This is a genomic window from Streptomyces sp. AN091965, assembly GCF_022698285.1.
Taxonomy (GTDB): Bacteria; Actinomycetota; Actinomycetes; order Streptomycetales; family Streptomycetaceae; genus Streptomyces.
The window spans coordinates 190,620-209,546 of sequence record NZ_JALDMY010000001.1 but is presented as its reverse complement, the minus strand read 5'-3'; the positions used below and the strand labels follow the sequence as shown (position 1 = coordinate 209,546).

Sequence of the window (18,927 nt, the reverse complement as noted above, 5' to 3'; positions counted from 1 at the left end):
GAAGCGAAAGGCCCGTTCAGGAAGGCGTCCACCAGGCGCTCTACGTCAATTGGCGGAAGCGGCATCGGGCAGATTCTCGTACCGGCCGTGGCAGACGCGGAACCCGGCCTTTCGGCACGCCGATACACGCCCCGGCGAGGGCAGCGTGGGTGCGCTGCAGATCGCGGCAGAACTCCGTGTCGCGGACCGGCCGGTGCGCCGACGGCGGGCAGCCTGGCCGCCCGACGCCGGCGCCGATGGAGTGGCTGTCGCCGGTGTGGTGTGCCGCAAACCCGGGCGCCGGACGAGGAATGCGAGGAATGCAAAGACTGGCTGGTCATCTTCCATCTGCCGCCGTACGCGCCGGAGATCAATCCGCCGGGGGAGATCCGGAGCGTTCTTCGGCTGAGGCGCACAGGTCGCGGGTGGTGGTGAGGTATTCCACCATGCCTGGATGGATGGCCATCTTTGTCCCCTGGCGCGGGGCGCCACAGTGCACGCGCGTAAGGGGTGCGCGAAAATGACGACTGAGGAAACGTCGAGCCTTAAGAATGTCGTGAAGGGGCCGGTCCATGCCGACAATGTCGGTGAACTGAATGGGTCGGCGGTGGGCACCGATTTTGTGGTGCACGTAGTGGTTGCCATGGCAGCTGCACCGTTTCTACAGGCCGTGGCCACGCGCTTCGGCAATAGGCTGGCGGCTCTTCCGGTCTCTCCGCCCCGACGAGCCCGATAAGAGAGACCCCCGCCCGGCACCACGGTGTGACTGCTGCATAGCCTGCGCGGGGAAGCAGTACTGCTCGCTTCCGCGAGGGGGCGCGGGGGAACCGGACCGTCCGCCTCGCCGCCGTCGGCTCCCGGAAGGGCACACATGCCAGGCATCATCGCGTCTCTGGGCTTGGTAGGGGTCGTCCTCTTCCTGGCGGGCCCGGGCGGCTGGTCCAAGCTCGGCGGGGCTTTCGCGGGTAGTTTCCTGCTCGCCGTGCTGCTCGTGCCGGTCGCCGGACCTATGGAGTTCGCCCTCGCGGCGCCCGTCATGGGGGCGGCGCTGGGCCTGTTGCCGCCGTTCGACCGGGAGACGGCCCCGCGAGCCCACATCACCTGGCTGGTCTGCGTACTGCTCGCCATGACGGGTCTCGTTCTCTGGTTCACCGGAGGCAACAGCGACCTCGTCGTTCTGGCCCTCGTCGTCTTCGGACCCGGAGCGCTCGCCGCAGCGGGGCGGCTCCTCTACTTCCTGCATGCGGGCGACGAATGAGAGGACGTCTGGTTCACGCGCCGGCGCTGGGAGGGCTGCCTGCGCTGAGCCCACGACCTGCGGCTGCCCTTCGACAACCCACTGCCGGCGGCCTGCCCGCTGGTCTCGGCCGCGTCCAGCAGCTCGGTGCGGACCAGGTTGCACCATCGATCACCACAAGAAGGCCGACCGCTGTTCACACGTCCCTGACTGCCTGCCCAGCCGTGACGGGCGGCATGTAGCCGAGCGCCTTGAACAGCGGGCGCAGCCCCACGAAGTGGGCCTCGGGCAGCGCGTCGAACAGTGCCCGCGCCTCCTCCCAGGTCCGCAGGGAGTCCGCGACGTCGCCCCGCGCGTGCTGCGCGGCCGCAAGGCACGCCAGGATCGTGGCGCGACGGCCCGGATAGCCGACTCCGTTGCCGATCCGCAGCGCCCGCCGGTGGAATGCCACCGCACGCTCCGGGTCGCCGAGCCCGTGCCGTACGACGCCCAGCGCCGACACCGAGAAGCCGACGAACCCGTCGTTGCCGAGCGAGCGGTGGAGGGCCATGGCCCTGCGCAGCGGGTCGCGCGCCTCGCTGAAGCGGCCCGTCCGCAAGTGGGCGGTGCCGATGTTGGTCTCGAACACCGAGGCCGCCCACGGGTCCCCCGGAGGAGGAAGGTCGCGCAGCACGGCCAGTGCTTCCTCCCAGTGGTGCACCGCGCGGACGTCGTCACCCTTGTACCCGTGGTGCGCGCCCAGATTGCCCAGGACGTGCGCCTCGCCGACCCGGTCGCCAGTGCGGCGCATCAGCTCCCGGGCCTCGGTGAGGCAGGGGAGAGCCGAGGTCGGGTCGGTCTGACCGTCGTACGCGGAGCCGAGGTTGTTGAGCGACAGCGCCTGTGCGTGTGGATCGTCGATGCGGCACGCCGCATCGACCGAGACGCGACCGACCACTATCTGGTCCTCGCGCACTGGATGGCCGCGCAGGTAGCTCCACAAGAGCGCGGGCAACTGCCAGGCGACCTCGTCCTCCCCGTGCGCGTACGCGTCATGGATCGTGGCCAGGAGGTTCGCGCGCTGCGCCCCGCACCACAGGACGGCCTCGTCCTGCGTGGTGAAGGGGGAGAGCGTCAGCCACTGTGGCCGAATGGGCAGCCGGACCGTACGCCGGTGGGGCGCGAGGATCCGGTCGGCGGCGTCCGCGTGGTGCAGGCACCAGGCGTACCAGCGGGAGCGCGCCGCGTACCGCGCCGCAGGCGTCTCGTCCACCGCCGCGCACTCGGCGGCGAAGATCCGCAGCAGGTCGTGGAGGCGGTACAGGCCGGGCCCGCGCTCTTCCAGGAGGTGGGCGCGCACCAGCCGGTCCAGCAGGGTCCGGTCGACCGCGCCGGAGTCGTCCAGCGCGGTGGCCGCCGCGAGCGTGATGTCGGGTCCTGGGAACAGCCCGAGGCGGCGGAACAGCCGTTGCGGGGCGGATTCCAGGCCGCCGTAGGAGTGGGCGAACGCCGCCCGTACTCCCGTAGCGCTGTCGCCGTCGATCCGCAGTATGCCCAACCGATCGTCCGAAGCGGCCAGTTCGGCGGCGAACTCGGCGATCGAATGGTGCGGCTGGTCGCGCAGCCGCGCGGCCGCGATGCCGAGGGCGAGCGGCAGGCCGCCACAGGCCGCGAGCAGCGCGTCCACGGCCTGCGGCGGTTCAGCCGCGGGGCGCTGTGGCCCCAGCATCCTGGTGAGCAGGGCCCTGCCTTCGGAGGCGGTGAACCCGGCCAGGTCCAGGCGCCGGGCGCCGTCCCGCGCGGTGAGGCCGGTGAGTCGTTCCCTGCTGGTGACGAGTACGGTGCAGCTGGCGTTGCCCGGCAGCAGCGGCCTGACCTGCTGGGCGTCGCGCGCGTCGTCCAGGACGATCAACACGCGCCGGTCGGTCAGCAGCGTGCGGTAGAGCGCCGCCGCTTCGTCCTGGTCGGTGGGTATGCGCCCGGCGTCCTCGCCCAGGGCGCGCAGGAAGGCGGCGAGCACCGCGCCCGGTCGCCGGGGGCCGCCGGGTGCGTGCCCGCGCAGGTCGGCGAAGAGCTGCCCGTCGGGGTAGTGATGGCGGTGACGGTGCGCCCAGTGCAGCGCCAGCGTGGACTTCCCTGTGCCGGGCACGCCGGAGACGATGGTGACAGCCGTGCCCTGTCCCGATGCGGCGGCGCCGCGGGGTGCCGACGCGGATCCCAATCGGCGCAGTTCACCGGAGCGGCCGACGAATGTCGGTAGGTCGGAGGGGAGCTGGGCGGGTGCGGGCCGGGGAGCGCGGGCCGTGACGGGAGGCTGCCGGTCGGCCCCCGGCCGCAGCAGCGTGTCCCGCAGCGCCCGCAGCTCCGGGCCGGGGTCGAGGCCCGTCTCGTCGGCGAGCCGCGCCGCGTGCCTGCGGTACACGTCCAGCCCCTCGCTCTGGCGTCCGGCCCGGTGCAGCGCCGTCATCAGGTGCAGTACGAGCCCCTCGCGCAGCGGGAACTGGGCGACGAGCGAGGACAGTTCGGGGATCACCGCGAGATGGCGGCCCAGGGAAAGCTCCAGCGTGAAGCAGTGTTCGAGCGCGCAGAGCCGCTGCTCCTCAAGGGCCGCGGCGGCGGACCTGAGCGGCCAGCTTGGCAGCCCGTCGAGCGCGGGCCCGCGCCACAGGGCGAGCACGCTCCGCAGGCCGGTCACCGCGCCGGCCGCGTCACCGGCGGCCTCGGCGGCGCGCGCGGCGGCCACCCCGTCGGTGAACGCGTGTGCGTCAACGGCGGATTCGGGCACGGCAAGACGGTAGCCGGGCCCGTCGCTGGCGATGAGCGGCGCGGGACGCTGCTCATCGGCCGCCCCCGGCCGGGCCGGGCCCACGTCGGCGAGGCGGCGGCGGAGCAACCCGGCCATGTTGCGGACCTGACGCTCGGCGGTCGCCGGAGGGTCCTCGTCCCACACCGCATCGACCAACCGTGCCAGCGGCACGGCGCAGTTCGGGCGCAGCGCCAGCGCCGCGAGCAGACCGCGCTGACGTACCCCGCCGAGTTCGACGCGCTCGCCGTCCACCCGGACCTCCAACGGTCCCAGCAGCCCGAACTCCACACGACCTCCGTTGCGCGGACGCGGACAGTGGACAGCGACGCGGGACAGCCGGGATCCGGCGGCCCTCAAGAAGATCATCCTGAACGGGCCGGGTCGCGCGGTCCAGGGACATTCGCGCCAGTAGTGCGGGAAGAAGGCGCGGTGACGGGCCGGAGCCCGATGCCAGCGGGCGCCCTCGTGACCGCGCCGTGAAGAAGTCGTGTCGCGCCTTGGCAAGCTCAACTCCGTTCCCCGGCGCACAGCCCCATCCCGGGTGCACAGTCCCCCACTCCACGTACTCCAGGCTTTCCGCGCCCTCAAGGAGAGAACCGTGAAACGCACCCTCATCGGCAGACGCCGCACCGTTCCCGTCGCCCTCGCCGTCGCCACGGCGGTGGTCGGCGGACTGGCCGTGGTACCCGCGCACGCCGCACCCCCGCCGCCCCCGACGGGTAACTGCAACCCGACCGTCAACACGATGTACTACGACGTCACGACCAAGGTCACCCCGGTGATCACCGACTTCCAGTCGATCACGATCGCCGAGGGCAGCACCGCGCAGCAGACCGTGTCCCTCAAGCAGGAAGACTCAGTGACCACCACTGTCGACCGGCAGACCGAGATCACCGCATCGGCTGCCGCCCTGTTCGCCAAGGTCGAGGCCAAGGTCCGCTTCTCCGTCTCCAAGACCACCTCGTCGACGAAGACCCATCAGATCACCAACACCTGGAACTTCAACCGCGCGGGGCAGTACGCCCTCTACCGCGGCACCCGCAAGGTCGAGGGCGAGTACGTGAAGTACGTCTGTGCCCAGACCGGGCCGACCACCGGCGTCTGGGTCAACGCCGTCCGCGACGCGGCCCACGGCACCTTCACCACCTTCGAGACCCCTGAGATCGGCACAGCTGTGCGCAACTGCGCCGCCCTGGAACCCCTCGGCACCGTGCGTCGCGCCGCACAGGACCGGTTGGACGCGTGCTGAACCGCGCCCCGGGCACGCCGAGCCAACAACGGGGCCACGCCGCCGCCCCCGTACCGCTGCCCCACCTCCGTCCGACCGCGACCCACAGCACACAGACCGAGGAGAGCCGAGTGAGCCACATGCTCCGACGCGCACCGCGCACCACCCGCCGCCGACTGCGCTACGCCCTGGGCACCGCGGCGGCATCGCTCGTGACGCTGCTCCCCACGGCGTCCCCCGCGTCCGCCGCGTCCGGCACCAACTGGGACGGGTGGATCTGCGAGCCCGGCTACTACCGCATCAACACGCCGGGGGGACTGGCCGTCGACATCTCCCAGGGGCCCGAGAATCCCGGAGCCATCATCCAGTACCGCTACTGGGGAGGTCACAACCAGCAGTGGCGGGCCTGCAGATGGCCGAGCCCGACACACAGCACGGACTGGGTGTTCAGATCGCGGCTCACCGGCCAGTGCATCACGATGGTCGGTTACAAGCCGGACGACGGCCAGGCGTTCCAGCAGGGCGACTGCGGCGACTACATCGGCACCAACCAGAAGTTCTGGCTCGACCACCACCCCGCCAACGGCCCCTTCGCGATGCAGGTCCTGCACTCGGGGGCCTGGGTGTCGATCCAGAAGGACAAGTTCGCCCAGGAACGCGCGCTCCTCGTGCAGTACTCCGACAAGGCGATGATGTTTTCCCTGCAAGGAGCCTGAACGGACAGGCCCCCGCACACACCCTCCGGTGCGCGGCCTGACAGGAGACCGCCGGGAGAGGCGCCTCCGTCATAGAGGACGTGCAAGCCGCGCGCCGACTATCGCGGGCGGACGTGCTCTGCCCCTCCACGCGCCGCGAGTTCGTCCGTCGGGAGCACGGGACGAACGGGCGGGGGCGCGGAAGCCGCAGGGGGGGCGTAGGGCTCGGCGGTGGCGCAGGGTGTCGGACCAGCTGACCTGTCGCGCCGCCGCCGCGCAGCATGGGGCCGCTGCTACTTGAGCATCTGGGCCGCCTGCACCCGCTGGAGGTGGATGCCGACGCGCCGTCGCGGTCGCCGCTGAGCACTGCCCAGTGGCCTTGAAGATCTCCTGCACGAGGTCATCCAGGGAGCCGGTTAAGCCGGGCCACGGTCCCGTTCACGCCCCGGCTTCTGGCAGGTGCGAGCGATCGGCGCCGCGCCGCCGATCCCAGCGGCGCCCTGCTCGGAATCGATCACCAGGCCCGTCAGGTAGGCCGATGCCCCGCGCCGAACCCCGGTTGCGGAGTGCTACTCGCTACCTGGCGGTAGCTATACGAGCGCACCCACGGTCACGGCGACGGCGCCCGGCCCTCCCCGGCCACCTCGACGGCAACCGCCTGCACGCGGGAGCGGGTTATCGTGGGCCGCGTGTGGGTGGGGTGGATTCAAGGGCACGGTCGATGGTGGTGCGGGCGGCGCCGGTGGCCCGGTGGATGTCGAGCTTGCTGATGTCGATCGCATCCAGCTTCACCATCCGTGGTGATTCGCCCCGCTGCCACGACAGCAACCAGAGCGCGCTCCCTTCCCCCGGACCCGTCGCCGCACCCGGCTGCCACGTTCTGGACACCGCCCGGCCCCCGGCCCGCTCCGTCCCCGACACGGCGGACCAGGCAGAGGGACAGGCACACACCCAGCAGGAACCCGCGAGCAGCAGGGCGGTGCAGGGTGTGGCCTCTATCCTCTCCGATCACGGCCCCTCCACCGCAGCTGCCCCGCCAGCGCCTCTCTCCCGCCCGCGCCGCCTCGCCGGACAACACCGCCCAGCGGGCCCGGCGGTGGGGAAAGATCGCCCAACGGCTCGTGCCGCACGACCTCGAGCCCGACGTCCTGGCGACACCTCCCCGGTCACCGTGGCGGTCGACGCCACCGGGCCGCGAGACCGCGGAACAGCTCTACGGCTCCGGTCTGGTGCGCCGGGCTCTGCAGTTGGCGAGTGGCGCCCGCAGCTCGCTGATGGCCTACGGACGTCTGTAGGAGGCCGAGATGAGCGAGATGACGACTCCTGGTTCGCGGCCCGCCGTCGACGGACCGCCGCTGTCAGGCGTCGGCCTCGCCTGGGTCGCACTGTATGCCGCTCCCACAAGCCACGACTGTCTGCAGGACGCCCCGTCAACTGTCGCTTGCAGTGACCGTTCCACCGGACCTGTCGGCTTCGCCCCTCCCGGGCGGTGAGGGGGATCTGGCTGGGCCGTGTCTGGCAGATGGTCTCTGCGAAGGCGAAGTCCGGGTGGGCATGGCCGGTGTCGTGTCAGCGTGTGGGTTCGCAGGTAGAAGATGCTTTATCGGCTTGCAGGCACGGGAGCAAGGGGACTAGCGGGCCAGCAGCTGCAAGGCTCTATGGCCCAGTCGGCCCGTAGATGCAGGTACTGAAGTCCCGACTTTCACCGATACCGCCGGTACGCCCTTCCCGCGATCTTCGGCATACATCAAGATCGACTCAGCCCTGGCGCAATCCCCTCCCTTACCGACTGCTCCGGGGCCTCAACGAACCATCCTGCGAAGGGCTTTCATGAACCACCGCCAGCGCATAGCCAGCAGCCTCGTCACCATCAGTGCGGCCGCACTCACCGCGCCGCCTCGGCCAGCGACGCTCTCCCCGGCGCTGAACGAACGGCGGCCGTCATCGAGAAGGCCACCGGCACTGTAGACATCGCCCCCGTCGCGGCCTCAGAGACCACGATCCCTCAGCGTTCCACCGGCGACGTGAAGGCTGCCGCCGCGCCGGGTGTTGCGCAGTCGCCAGTGAAGGCGCGAGGTAGGGTCACCGAGTTTTCCACCGGGCGGTTCGCCGCTCACCGGGCTCTCATGCCCCGTCACTGTGTCGGTCGCGGAGGCGGCTGAGCGGCGGTTGCGGGCGCTCGGCCGCTGGGGTCTTCCCGGAATCGGGGCAGGGGTCCGGCGGTCGGGCTCGGTCGAGCAGGCGCGAGGAGAGCGCCGCCGCCAGGTCGATGCCTCCTTCGCCGCAGCGCACCGGGTCCGCGCGGACCGTCAGGCCGGAGTTGGGGCCGCTGTGCTGCTTCGTCCTGAGCTGCGGACCCCGGCACACCAGAACGGCGTCCCAGCTCCCGCCGCCGGGTCCCGCCTGGCTCGGGTGCCGAGCCAGGTCACCGGGCGGTCGTCTTCGCTCAGGAGGCGCCTGCCGTTGAGGGGCGGCTCTGGCCCGGCGGAGGGTTCCGAAGGGAATGTCTCCTCCAGGAGCAAAACCGACACATATGTAACATAAAGCTCACTTATTTGTAAGTGCACTTACTTCATTCCATATGCCGAATATAAGATTTTGGAGTTCAAGCAAGATGTAAACGCGCTTCGTCATGGTCTGAAATGAAGAAATGATCTACGTTGTGATTCGACTGCTGCGAGTGACCGTCGCAGGCTCTCGGATCACGGATTTGGAGAATTGTGAATCGCGCATTGCGAGTACTCGCCGGAGCGACCGTATTGTGTGCACTGGCCGCAGGGACGGCCGCGGCGGCACCGGCAGGAGATGTCGATTCTGAAGCGACTTCTGGGGATGTGAGCCTGCCCGAGGGTTTCCGTGTGCCCGGGCCGGAGACGGTCGTGGAGCGGACTGTCCCTGTGCAGCCTGTGCCCAGCGGTGATGCAGCCGACGACATTGAGTCTGGTGACTTCCTCAAGAAGACCCCAGGGAAATCGGCCATCAAGATTAAGAATAAGCGGTACCAGGGGCAGAACTGCGGAACGCGGCTCCTGCAGCAGACCAGCGGTCAGGGTAAGACCACTTTGGTCTTGACTGTCAGTAAGTCTGTCGCGACGATAAAGCAGTCCGAGGCTAAAATCGACGCCGGAACGCTGTCTGCGGCCATGGGCTTCAGTGTTTCCAAGAGTTACACAGTGGAGAATCAGACTCGGTATGAGGTCCCCAAGGGGCGGTTCGGCACCATCCAGGCCTACCCTCTGTACGACCACTACACCTACCAGGCGGTTCTCGGAAAGCTGAAGCGCAGCGGCTACGTGCTGAAGCCGGTAGGTGTGTGCTTCAACCAGTGGAGTACCAAGGCCTAATCTGACCCGCGAGCCCGAGTGGTAGAGTTTTCGCTGATGAATCGAACCGCCCGATCAGTAGCCCTTGCCGCCACTCTTTCGCTGGCCGTTGCAGCTTGCACGACGGGGGAGGGCGAGGGTCACGCTTCGCCCTCTCCCGGGCCACATGGGACCCCTTTGAGTAAACTCGATGAAGTATCTCTCAGAGGTGACCCCATGGGGGTCAGCGACGTTGAAATGTCAGGTCACAGCACACGTCCGCTAGGAGAGGTTCACCTCGGGGACCACCGCATCGTCTCCTATCTGACGGGCAAAAAATGCGGCGTTTCAGTATTCAACGCAAAGAAGAACGAAGTCATCGGTCTGCGGACCGCATGGCCAGAGGGCGCCTCCGAAGGCAGTAACGAACTTCCCGGCGGTCCATATTTCAGCTCATCCGCGTCCAGTGCCGTGAAGTCTGATCCGTGGGTATCGCTCTCCTGTGGGGAAAATTCGATGATTATTGAATACGAGAGCAAGGCCCCTTTCAGAGTTTCCCGCCTCAATGGATCAATTTCCGTAAAGCAATCCAAGGGCAAGCGCACTCAATATGCGGTGATCGGAGCCGCGAAGGAACGCGCGAAGATCCTGGCGAAGCTGCCGTAGCGTCCGTGCGTGAATTGTGGGCTGCTTCGTGCCATCCTGGCGATGCGCGTCCGTGCAGTTCTTCGGTCCCCGGCGGAGGGGCCCGGGGTTGCCCTGGGCCGGGGTGGGTGAGTGCGGCCCGGGGGCGCTGTGGTGCTACAGGTGCTGCTGGAGCCAGTAGAAGCTGAGGCCAACGAGGCCGGTGCCCCGGCGTCGACCTGGCCCGGGTCGCACTGCACCAGGCCCGCGCTCCGCGGCGACGCCGGGCCCGTGCAGCGTGATGGCCGGGACCGGTCACCCCCACACTCCCACCCCGACGGGCCGCGGCGGACATGCAGATTTCCGTATCGCACCACCAGTATGTGCTGTTCGACACCGATATCGAGGCGCCCTTCGGGCGCATCGACGACCTGAAGGCCGGCAACGGGCTGGTGAGCCTCAACCCGGAGGGTACCTACGCCAGCGTGATGACCGGCACTTCGTACGGGGCCCTTGAGGTCTCCTTCGACATCTGCCCCGGCGAGCCAGAGCTGGACTGCACCGGCTGGGACGAGGTGGTCGAGGTCAGCCTGTACCTGCCTGGACACGGCCCGCTCGTCGGTGAGTCGGTCAGCGACGACACCATCCTCGTGCCCTTGCTGCTCGAACACGCCTACGCGCCCACCGAGGACGCCGACAGTGGCGAAGACCTCGATGACGACGGTGAAGAGGACGACGAGGGCAGCGCCGACGCCCAGTGGTGGCGTTTCCGTTTCCACGCGCGCGGCCGCGACACCGCCACCGACTCGCACGGCCCGCCCGAGCAGCACCTCGTCCAGATCTGGTCGGCGCCACGTGCGCGCGAGATCCGGCACAGGCTCACCGACGACCGGCCACCGCAGCCGCAACCCCGACGCGGAGTACTACGCCCAGGCCAAAGCCGCTGAAGCCGCTGCGGATGCCGCAAGCCTGCCCGACGGTGCCGCCTGCAACAGCACACCGGTGACGCCGCGCTCCGCTCACCTCGAGGCGAGGGGCGATGAGTGACCAGGTAGTTCATCACCGATGATCTGTGGTGCCAGCTCGCAGGCGAGGAAGCGTACTTGGCCGGGGCGGGAGGCCGTCGACGTCCTGGAAGCCGGTGAAGTGGCGTGCGCTGTCGGCGGCCTCGAGGTACGACTCCCTCTTCTCGTGCTCGGCGAGTGCGTGATGGGTGCTCACGACGTGATTTCGTGAGCCGGGGCCGATAGCTCGGCGGAAGCGACCGACGATGCCATGGTCCGGTCTCCGTCGCTCTCCGTCCCGGCGGCCTGGTTCTGCTGCACTCCGGCCTGATGAAGTGCCAGGTCGTGAGGCACCTCGACCTTGTGTGCACCGCCCAGGCCAGCGCGCTGGAACAAGGCGGGCTGTCCCCCGGGGGCAACGGGCCAGGTGTCAGGGGGTTCGGTTCAGACCGGCTCGGTCGGCCGCGCGCCGACGAGGTCGGCGAGCAGGTGCCGGGCACCGTCATCGGGCAGCCGGTCCGTGCGCGCGAGCACGCGGCGGTATAACCGGCCCCCGAGAGCAGCAGGTCCACCTGCTGGTAGTCGCCGTTGCCAGGAGGGAGCGCGCCCGGGCGGTACCGGGACAGCACCGTCCTGGCCAGGCTCTCGTGCATCTCCGGGGCGAGCGGCAGCTCCTGCTTCGAGGCGCCCGTGTGGAGCGGGCGGCGCGGCGGACGCGCTCATGACCCGGCTGCCGGGAAGGCACCGGTGGGTCGACGGTGGCCAGCGCGTCGCGGAGGTCGGTGGCGTCGACTGCGACCGGCATGTGGCCCAGGGAGGGCTCGCCGTCACGTGTTGCCCGGCGGAAGCTCTGCTTGGGGCGGCTCAGCCGGGCCGAGGCGAGGGAGCCGTCCGTGCAGGGCGCGGGCACCGGGAGCAAGGATCCCAGGGACAGCACCCGCACTCCCGGCACGCCGGTCCAGGCGTGCCTCCGCGCGCTCGCCACCTGCACGATCAGTTCCTGGCGCAGGTGGTCGGCGAGGGCGGAGTACCCGTCCCCGACCGGCAGGGGCATAGCGTCCAGGGCCGCGCGGCCGCGGAGCAGCTCTATGGCCCCGGCTTGGTGCGCCGTGCTCTGCAGCTGGCGAGCGAGACCTGCAGCTCGCTGATGTCAGACGGACGCCGGTAGGAGCCCGGGATGAGCGAGACGACTACGCCCAGCGAGCAGCCCGCCGTCGATGAGCCGGAGCTGTCCCGCCGTCGACCTCACCCGGGCCGTGCCGCACGCCACCCAGCTGCGCCTCATCAGTGCCCGCATCGTTGCCGCGGCCCACGAGTTGGCCGGTGCTGACGCCGTGCGCAGTGTCCGTGTCCTGGCCGTCGGCGCTGCGCCCAGGCCGGACCGTGTTGCAGGCCCCGTTCGCGCCGGACGTGCCGGCGGCGTGGGTGAAGACGCGAGAGATGGCCTCGCCCTGCTTCCACTAGACGCTCGCCGCCCACTAGGCCGTCACACTTCCCAGCCGTGTCGATCCGTCGATCGCGGAGGCGGCGGAACTGCAGACCAGGGCGATGCGGGCATTGAGCCTGCGGGCGTTTCCCGGGCCGGACCCAGTGGCCGACGATCAGCCGGCGCCGATCGAGTAGGCCCGTGCCAAGCGGCAGCGGACGGCTGATATCTCCCGCGCGGCCGTGCTGCGGCGTGCACGGGCCGAACCCTCGGTTCCTGGAACGGGAGTTCGCGGACGTCGACGGCGTCGTCCAGGAACTGGACCTCGAGGACCCGACCCGCAGGCAGGTCCGCGGTCGCACCCAGGGGGAGAACCGCCAGTGGTGTTCGACCCGGTCGACCGCGACGGCGAGTTACAGGCCGATCTCGTAGCGCCCGGTCTCGTGGAGCCAGGCCAGGTGTCCCGCGATCTGCTCTTGCAGTCCGTGAATGTAGTGGTCGATGACGGGTATGCCGCGCTGCCGCAAGTCGGTGGACAGCTGAACGAAGTCGTCCGTGTGCTGGGCTACTTCTTCGGCCGTGCGATCGATGCCCTCCTGGACCGAGCAACCGTGGTGATGGGCGAGGACCATGGGGAGGTTGGCGATATGGCGGCGTTGGGCGTCGCGGGGGCAGCCCTGGACGTCGTTGGTGAGGCCGATGATCTGGATGGCCCTGTCGGTCAGGTCCCGGACCTGCCGGTCGAGCAGCAGAGCGGTGGGCATCTCGAAGCCCTGTGCCACCTCGGTGAGGACGAAGTGGTGGTGCAGATGGGCGATCAGGTGCCGGATGCGCCGGTACTCGGCCACGGGCGGGACGATCCCCGCGGCCGCGTAGGCGGCGTCAGCCGCTGCCCCGACGCTGTAGTGGAGCATGCCCTTGCGGATGCGCAGCACCTGCTGAGGTGTGGCGATCTGTTCAATGCGTGCGAACAGGTCCCGGTAGGCCCGCTCGATGGGGTGCCCGCTCGGCGGGGTGTGCGGGTTCTCGGCGATGTGTTCACAGGCCAGCAGGTGGGCGGCCAGGGTGGTGATCCTGCCGCCAAGCCCCAGCTCTTCGGTGAACCGGTCGTCCTGGACGGTGGCCCAGATGCAGAACTGGGTGGCGAGCAGGACCCGTTCCGTTTCCCCTTCGGGGATCATCCAGGCGTAGGTGCGGCCGAGCGTGGAGCGGCGCAGGTACGCCTCGTCGGCATCGCTGCGGATGATGTCGAAGTCGCGCAGCCAGGCGAGGGTGCGCTCCTCCAGTTCGTCCGCGGCCGGATGCAGCCGTGCCGGGACGGGGAAGGAGATGCGCGGTACCCGTAGCCGTTCTGCCCCCGTGTCTGCCGTCGGCGGAGGAGCCGATACCGGCCGCTGGTCCTGCCACCAGGTCACCGTGTCCGCCCGTCGAGCGGGGTGGACTTGCGTGGTGTCGGTGTCCACGGCTGGAGGGCCAGTGCGCGGTGGGCGCGGGCCAACGGCTCGGCGCAGAAGGTGCGGGCCGGACCGTCCGGCAGCCCGGACAGATAGGCATCGGCCAGGGCCAGCTCCTGACGGGCGTAGCGGACCATGTCGTGCGTCTGCCAGCCGTCCGGCCAGAAGTCCACTCCCCGGCCGGTGTCCACCCCGCGGTCGATGAGGATGTTGACGCTCTGCAGCGCCCGCCCGTAGGCCACGGCCAGGGTCCGGCTGCTGCGGGTGCCGTCGTACCACGCCCACAGGTCCGACAGCAGCAGCACCAGCGTGCCCGCCACGGCATACGTGTACCGGTCGAGATCTTGTTCGTCGTGGACGGCGAAGCCGCTCTGGGCCCAGTCGGCCATCCGCTCAGCCATCGTGGCGAACGTCTCCCACACCCGGGGACCGATATCGGGCGGAGCCAGAACCGCCCACTCGCCCAGGCGCAGCGTCACCTCCGGCAGTACCGCCTCGTGCGCCGCGAACACCGCGGCCAGGTCGTCGCAGGCGAAGCGCAGCTGCAGGGTCCGGCCGACCCCGCGCAGCAGTGCCGCCTTGTCCGCGCCCGCCAGCTCGGGATGGTCCTCGATCTCGTCGATCCCCCGCATCAGCAGATACGCGCACGACACCGCCTCGTTCAGCCGGACCGGCATGCTGATCACAGGCTCGTACCAGGTGGTGCTGTACTGCCGTACCACGCCATGCGCCTCCGCCAGCGCAACCATCTGTGTTCCTCCGGCACCTCGCATCCAGTGCTCTGTCACCCACGAGCCTCGCGGCCGGAAACCGCCCGGCGCACCCGCGCACGACCCGCGCACCGACGCACGAGATAGAGCGTGCGGGGCGTGGAGCCGCCGAGCTGCCGGCCATCGCCGAGGGGCTGCGTCACCACGACATCCAGATCGAATTCCTCGCTGCAAGCGCGAATCGGTCACCGCCTGCACCGAGCAGACCGCGCTCGCGCCGTGGATCGACCAGCGGCCCGAGCTCACCGCGTGCCCGCTGGACGGGGCCGCAATCAGGCGGTGATCGCATGACCGAGTTAAGGGACGTTGAACTCGCGCGCCAAGCGCTGGTTGCCGCCTTCGGTGGCACCGAAGAACAACGGCGCCACTACCAAGAAGCCGAAGCGGCGCACCACCACGGTGGTACGGCGTGACGGGCGCGGGCCGCTCGGGCTCGGCGCGGCGATCGGCATGATGATGACCGAGCGCGGCCTGGCCGCCCCGGCCGCCGGCGGCAGCGTGCTGGACCGCTGGCCGGACATCGCGGCCGCCCTCGCCCCGCAACTGCCCGACCACGTGCAGGCGGTCGCCTTCCACCCGGAGACCGGCCAGCTGGACCTGCGCCCCGCCTCCCCGGCCTACGCCACCCAACTACGCCTCATCAGCGCCCGCATCGTCGCCGCGGTCAACGAAGCGGTCGGTACCGACGCGGTGCGCGCCGTGGGGGTCCTGCCCGTCGGCGCCGAACGCGACGCACCAGGGCCCATGCTCTCCTTCGCGCAGAGCCTCTGCCTCGACGCCGTCACCGCCGGCCTCACGCTCCCGTGGAGCTCGGGCATCGTCGAAGGAAACGTCAACCGCATCAAGACGATCAAGCGAGCCATGTATGGCCGAGCCTCGTTCCGCCTCCTCCGCACCCGAATTCTGCTGCGAGCCTGAGCCGGGGATTCACGGAATCGCGGCCTGAACCAAATACGCGAACGTCCACAGGGGTGAAGTGGACGTGGAAGCGTGGGTGTTTACCGAGCCAGTTCCTGATCTCGGCGGTGTTGTGGGTGGCGTAATTGTCACAGACCAGGTGGACATCAAGCCCGTCAGCCACGGCCTTGTCGATCCGGGCCAGGAACTTCTTGAACTCGATTGCCCGGTGGCGGCGGTGGAACTGGGATCCGACGGTGCCATCAGCGATGTTGAAGGCGGCGAACAGACTGGTGATGCCGTGCCGGTATTAGTCGTGTGTGCGCCGCTCGGGCATGCCCGGCATCATCGGCAGGACTGGCTGCGAGCGGTCCAGCGCCTGGATTTGGGACTTCTCGTCGACGCATAGAACACCGCCTTCTCCGGCGGGTGGTGGTGCAGGCCGACGACGTCGACGACCTTGGCGACGAACTGCGGATCGGTGGACAGTTTGAAGGAATCCTGCAGGTGCGGCTTGAGGTCGAACCGCTTCCAGATCCGCCCGATCGTGGACTTCGACAAGCCCGAGTGCTTGGCCATCGACGCCCGCGACCAGCGCGTGTCCCGGTCCGCGCTCGATTCCAAGGTGGCCACGAGGACGTCCTCCACCCGGTCGAGGAGGATCGAGGGCGGCCGGCCCGAGCGGGGCTCGTCCTGCAGGCCGTCGAGGCGTTTGGCGATGAACCGGGCTCGCCAGCGCTCCACGGTCGAGGTGTCGATGCCGAGATCGGCCGCGGCCTGCCTGTTCGTCCCGCCCTCCGCGCAGCGCAGCACGATCTTCGCTCGTAACGCGAGGAACTGGGCGGTCGTCGCCCGCCGCGCCCACTGGGTCAGCTGGCGCCGCTCGGCCTCGTCCAGGACCAGGTCGGCCTTCGGCCGACCGATCCAGTCGGCGTCCTCGAGCCCGGCCGTCCGATCTGCGGCGAAGGCCCGACGCCACTTGCCCACTGCCTTGGCCTGGACGCCGACGACCCGCGCGACACCCATGTTTGACAGGCCGTCAGCGCACGCCAGGATGATCCGGGCCTTCTGGGCCGGGCGCCGGTCCGGCAACCCTGCCCGACGCACCAACTCGGCACGCTCGGCGTCGGACAGCGTGATCTCCACAGAGGAGAGGCCCGGATGCGACATATCAACGGGGTAGTAGCTAACCCTCAGAATTTCTGGCGCATCACACTAGCTAAAGCGAACTGGGTACGTCGGGTGCATCTGCATCGGTGCTGCCCGGCGCTGCGGCGGCTTCCCCGGAAAGGGGCCTTCCTCTTCACAGGTGCTGCGCAATGCTGTGGGATGGGACCGTTCCGCGGGGATGGGCGCCTGCGCGGGCCCCACCTGGGAGTGCTTCCTCCTCGGAGGCGGGGCCCGTTCCTCGATCAAGCACCCGTGAGTCGGCGGGAGAACTTCCGTGGGCATGGTGCGTGAGAGGTCACCGCAAGAGTTCCCACCGCCCGGCCCGGCTACCGCACCGCGCTGGACGTCCGCGCGGATGCAGCCTCGCGCAAGGTCAACCGGCGTTCCAGTTCGACGCGGAGATCTGCAGGCAGGAAGTCGGTGCGGCCCCAGGTCAGCAGGTGTTCGGCCACGGTGCGCAGTGGTGTTGCTGCACAGGGAGATCTCGCGTAGTACGTCCCAGGTTTCTTCGGGTGTCAGTCTTCTGCCGGCCTTCTGCCGGTGAGGACGACGCCGATGCCCTGGTCAATCACCGCGTGGGAGTGCACGGCCTGTTTGAGCTGTGCCACGTGTTCTTCAAGCGCGTGGATCTGGCCGGTGAGGGCCCTGGGACCGGGCTCGCGGGGAGCGGCGAACGGTACGGTCAGCCTCCGATCGGCAGGCGAAACAGCCTGCTTCCGAGGGTCTCTTGCCCTTTGCAAGGTACGTCATGCGTCTGCCCGGCAGGGGTGCGGTCCGTGTGTGACCCATTCATCCCGCCGCCATCTGCTGGGGCGTCTGGCGGCCCCGGGGGCAGTGGATCGGGCTCCGCGCGTGAGGGGAGATGCGCTCAGGGCGGAGCCCGACTGCGGTTCGCGCCGGTCCTAGCCACCCTCGCGTGCGATCGGCCGAACGGGGGAATGCCCGCATAGTGGTGCGGAGACGTGTTGTCATCTGGTGCTTGGCGTGCCGCTCGGCCGCGCGTACGGCGGCCAGGGGCAGGCCCATCGCCTGGGGCGACATCGGTCTCGGTCACGCCCCGCAGATAGGGCAGGACTATGACGTCGAGCTGGGTGGGGGGGGAAGGCGGCGCAGGGCGTTGAATGCCGACGACCTGCCTGGTCCGCTCGGCGTCGCTCAGGGAGAGGCTGGCATACGCCTGGTATGTCTGGTTGAGATGTGGCGTCCGAGCCGCCCCCTGGCTCTGCACCTGCCTCACGGGGAGCCCCAAGCGGCCCGCGGGTTCAGGGCGCCGTGCCCTACCTGCAGTGCTGCCCGGCTGTGCTCGTCCAGGTTGACATGCAGCCGTTTGGGTGCCAATCATTGAAAGGCAGCCATACAGCTGCATGAAGGGAGGTGGAGAACCCATTGGACGCGGTGTTCAAGGCGCTGGCCGATCCCAGCCGCCGACGTCTCCTGGACCGCCTCCGGGACCGTAACGGGCAGACCCTGCGGGAGCTGTGCGAGGGACTGGAGATGGCCCGGCAGTCGGTCAGCAAGCACCTGACCGTGCTGGAGGCCGCCGAACTGGTGACCACGGCCAGACACGGGCGGGAGAAGCTGCACTACCTGAACGCCGCCCCGATCAACGCCATCGCTGAGCGATGGATCAGCCGGTTCGACAGGGAGCGAGCGAACGCCCTCGCGGACCTGACGAGAGCATTGGAGCAGTCCCCCATGGACAGCAAGACGTTCACCTACACGACGTACATCCGCACCACCCCCGAAGAACTCTGGCAGGCCCTGACCGACCCGGCCTTGACCGACCGCTACTGGGGCGTGCGCTTCACGACCGACTGGACCGAGGGCTCCCTCCTCACCTGGTCGCAGGGCGGAGCCGAGATCAGCCACCCCGACCAGGTCGTCCTCACCTACGAGCCCTGCCGCCGCCTGGCCTACACCTGGCACACGTTCACCCCGGAATGGGCCCAGGCCGTCGGCATCAGCGAGGAGGTACGCGGCCAGCTTGCCGCCGAACGCCGCTCCCAGGTCGCCTTCGACATCGAACCGCATGATGACCAGGTGAAACTGACTGTCACCCACGACTTCGATCCCGCAGGAGCCCTGTACTTCATGTGCTGTCAGGGATGGCCGACGGTTCTCTCCAGCCTCAAGACCTTCCTGGAGACCGGCGAACCACTCCCTGCCTCCCGCGCAAGCTGACCGGGTGCCCGGCACCTGGAGCTCCTTGTCTGCCAGCCCGGCGCTGGCACCTCCGCGCCGGGACCACCATGCCCGGGGCGCATACATGCCTCCGGCCGCAGCCGTCGCACTCCTCTCCGCGCGCAACCGTCCATGCCCGTCAGATGGTGGTCACTGCGCAGAGCGGCTACATGGT

13 protein-coding genes are annotated in these 18,927 nt (G+C 69.4%); 9 read left to right on the top strand and 4 right to left on the bottom strand.

Features of this window, described 5'->3' with window-relative positions; genetic code table 11:
* Positions 1-850 precede the first annotated feature (850 nt).
* Positions 851-1,237, top strand: coding sequence for a hypothetical protein (locus MQV74_RS00880; protein WP_242714061.1), 387 nt, complete (start codon positions 851-853; stop codon positions 1,235-1,237).
* Between the two features lie 175 nt (positions 1,238-1,412).
* On the opposite strand, the gene MQV74_RS00875 is transcribed toward MQV74_RS00880, so the two are convergent.
* Positions 1,413-4,289, bottom strand: coding sequence for an AfsR/SARP family transcriptional regulator (locus MQV74_RS00875; RefSeq protein WP_242714060.1), 2,877 nt, complete (start codon positions 4,287-4,289; stop codon positions 1,413-1,415).
* Positions 4,290-4,599: 310 nt separating this feature from the next.
* On the opposite strand from MQV74_RS00875, the gene MQV74_RS00870 reads away from it, so the two are divergent.
* The 5 genes from MQV74_RS00870 to MQV74_RS00850 all read left to right on the top strand — a co-directional run bounded on the left by MQV74_RS00870 (position 4,600) and on the right by MQV74_RS00850 (position 10,797).
* On the top strand, positions 4,600-5,250 hold the full coding sequence (locus tag MQV74_RS00870; RefSeq protein WP_242714059.1) for a hypothetical protein: 651 nt from the start codon (positions 4,600-4,602) through the stop codon (positions 5,248-5,250).
* 119 nt (positions 5,251-5,369) lie between these two features.
* Complete coding sequence (locus MQV74_RS00865; protein ID WP_242728469.1) at positions 5,370-5,945, top strand: RICIN domain-containing protein; 576 nt, start codon at positions 5,370-5,372, stop codon at positions 5,943-5,945.
* A gap of 2,837 nt (positions 5,946-8,782) precedes the next feature.
* Entirely contained in the window at positions 8,783-9,268 is a 486-nt protein-coding gene (locus tag MQV74_RS00860) for a hypothetical protein (RefSeq protein ID WP_242714058.1), read from the top strand.
* 195 nt (positions 9,269-9,463) lie between these two features.
* Entirely contained in the window at positions 9,464-9,892 is a 429-nt protein-coding gene (locus tag MQV74_RS00855; RefSeq protein ID WP_242714057.1) for a hypothetical protein, read from the top strand.
* A 311-nt stretch (positions 9,893-10,203) separates the two neighbouring features.
* Positions 10,204-10,797 (top strand): hypothetical protein, encoded by a 594-nt coding sequence (locus tag MQV74_RS00850; RefSeq protein ID WP_242714056.1) that lies wholly within the window; start codon positions 10,204-10,206, stop codon positions 10,795-10,797.
* A gap of 1,896 nt (positions 10,798-12,693) precedes the next feature.
* On the opposite strand, the gene MQV74_RS00845 is transcribed toward MQV74_RS00850, so the two are convergent.
* On the bottom strand, positions 12,694-13,695 hold the full coding sequence (locus tag MQV74_RS00845) for a terpene synthase family protein (RefSeq protein WP_242714055.1): 1,002 nt from the start codon (positions 13,693-13,695) through the stop codon (positions 12,694-12,696).
* Positions 13,692-14,483, bottom strand: a complete 792-nt coding sequence (locus tag MQV74_RS00840) for a squalene/phytoene synthase family protein (protein WP_242714054.1) — start codon at positions 14,481-14,483, stop codon at positions 13,692-13,694. Before MQV74_RS00840 ends, MQV74_RS00845 begins: the two co-directional genes overlap by 4 nt.
* Positions 14,484-14,846: 363 nt before the next feature.
* Between MQV74_RS00840 and MQV74_RS41295 the strand changes: the two genes are divergently transcribed.
* Positions 14,847-15,422: a DciA family protein gene (locus tag MQV74_RS41295; protein ID WP_374120565.1), complete on the top strand. Its 576-nt coding sequence runs from the start codon at positions 14,847-14,849 to the stop codon at positions 15,420-15,422.
* Between the two features lie 58 nt (positions 15,423-15,480).
* The gene (locus MQV74_RS41290) at positions 15,481-15,810 is read left to right on the top strand and encodes a hypothetical protein (protein ID WP_374120563.1); all 330 of its coding nucleotides are present in this window, start codon (positions 15,481-15,483) and stop codon (positions 15,808-15,810) included.
* On the opposite strand, the gene MQV74_RS00825 is transcribed toward MQV74_RS41290, so the two are convergent.
* Positions 15,747-16,547: a helix-turn-helix domain-containing protein gene (locus MQV74_RS00825; RefSeq protein WP_308402213.1), complete on the bottom strand. Its 801-nt coding sequence runs from the start codon at positions 16,545-16,547 to the stop codon at positions 15,747-15,749. The two genes, MQV74_RS41290 and MQV74_RS00825, sit on opposite strands and share 64 nt — an antisense overlap.
* A 1,398-nt stretch (positions 16,548-17,945) precedes the next feature.
* Here MQV74_RS00825 and MQV74_RS00820 point away from each other — a divergent pair.
* Positions 17,946-18,752, top strand: coding sequence for an ArsR/SmtB family transcription factor (locus tag MQV74_RS00820; protein WP_441349340.1), 807 nt, complete (start codon positions 17,946-17,948; stop codon positions 18,750-18,752).
* The last annotated feature ends 175 nt before the right edge of the window (positions 18,753-18,927 follow it).

Excerpts from the sequence above, each read along its gene's own strand:
- MQV74_RS00840 (WP_242714054.1), bottom strand. The coding sequence starts at position 14,483 with ATGGTTGCGCTGGCGGAGGCGCATGGCGTGGTACGGCAGTACAGCACC.
- MQV74_RS00855 (WP_242714057.1), top strand. The coding sequence starts at position 9,464 with ATGGGGGTCAGCGACGTTGAAATGTCAGGTCACAGCACACGTCCGCTA.
- MQV74_RS00865 (WP_242728469.1), top strand. The coding sequence starts at position 5,370 with ATGCTCCGACGCGCACCGCGCACCACCCGCCGCCGACTGCGCTACGCC.
- MQV74_RS00850 (WP_242714056.1), top strand. The coding sequence starts at position 10,204 with ATGCAGATTTCCGTATCGCACCACCAGTATGTGCTGTTCGACACCGAT.
- MQV74_RS00880 (WP_242714061.1), top strand. The coding sequence starts at position 851 with ATGCCAGGCATCATCGCGTCTCTGGGCTTGGTAGGGGTCGTCCTCTTC.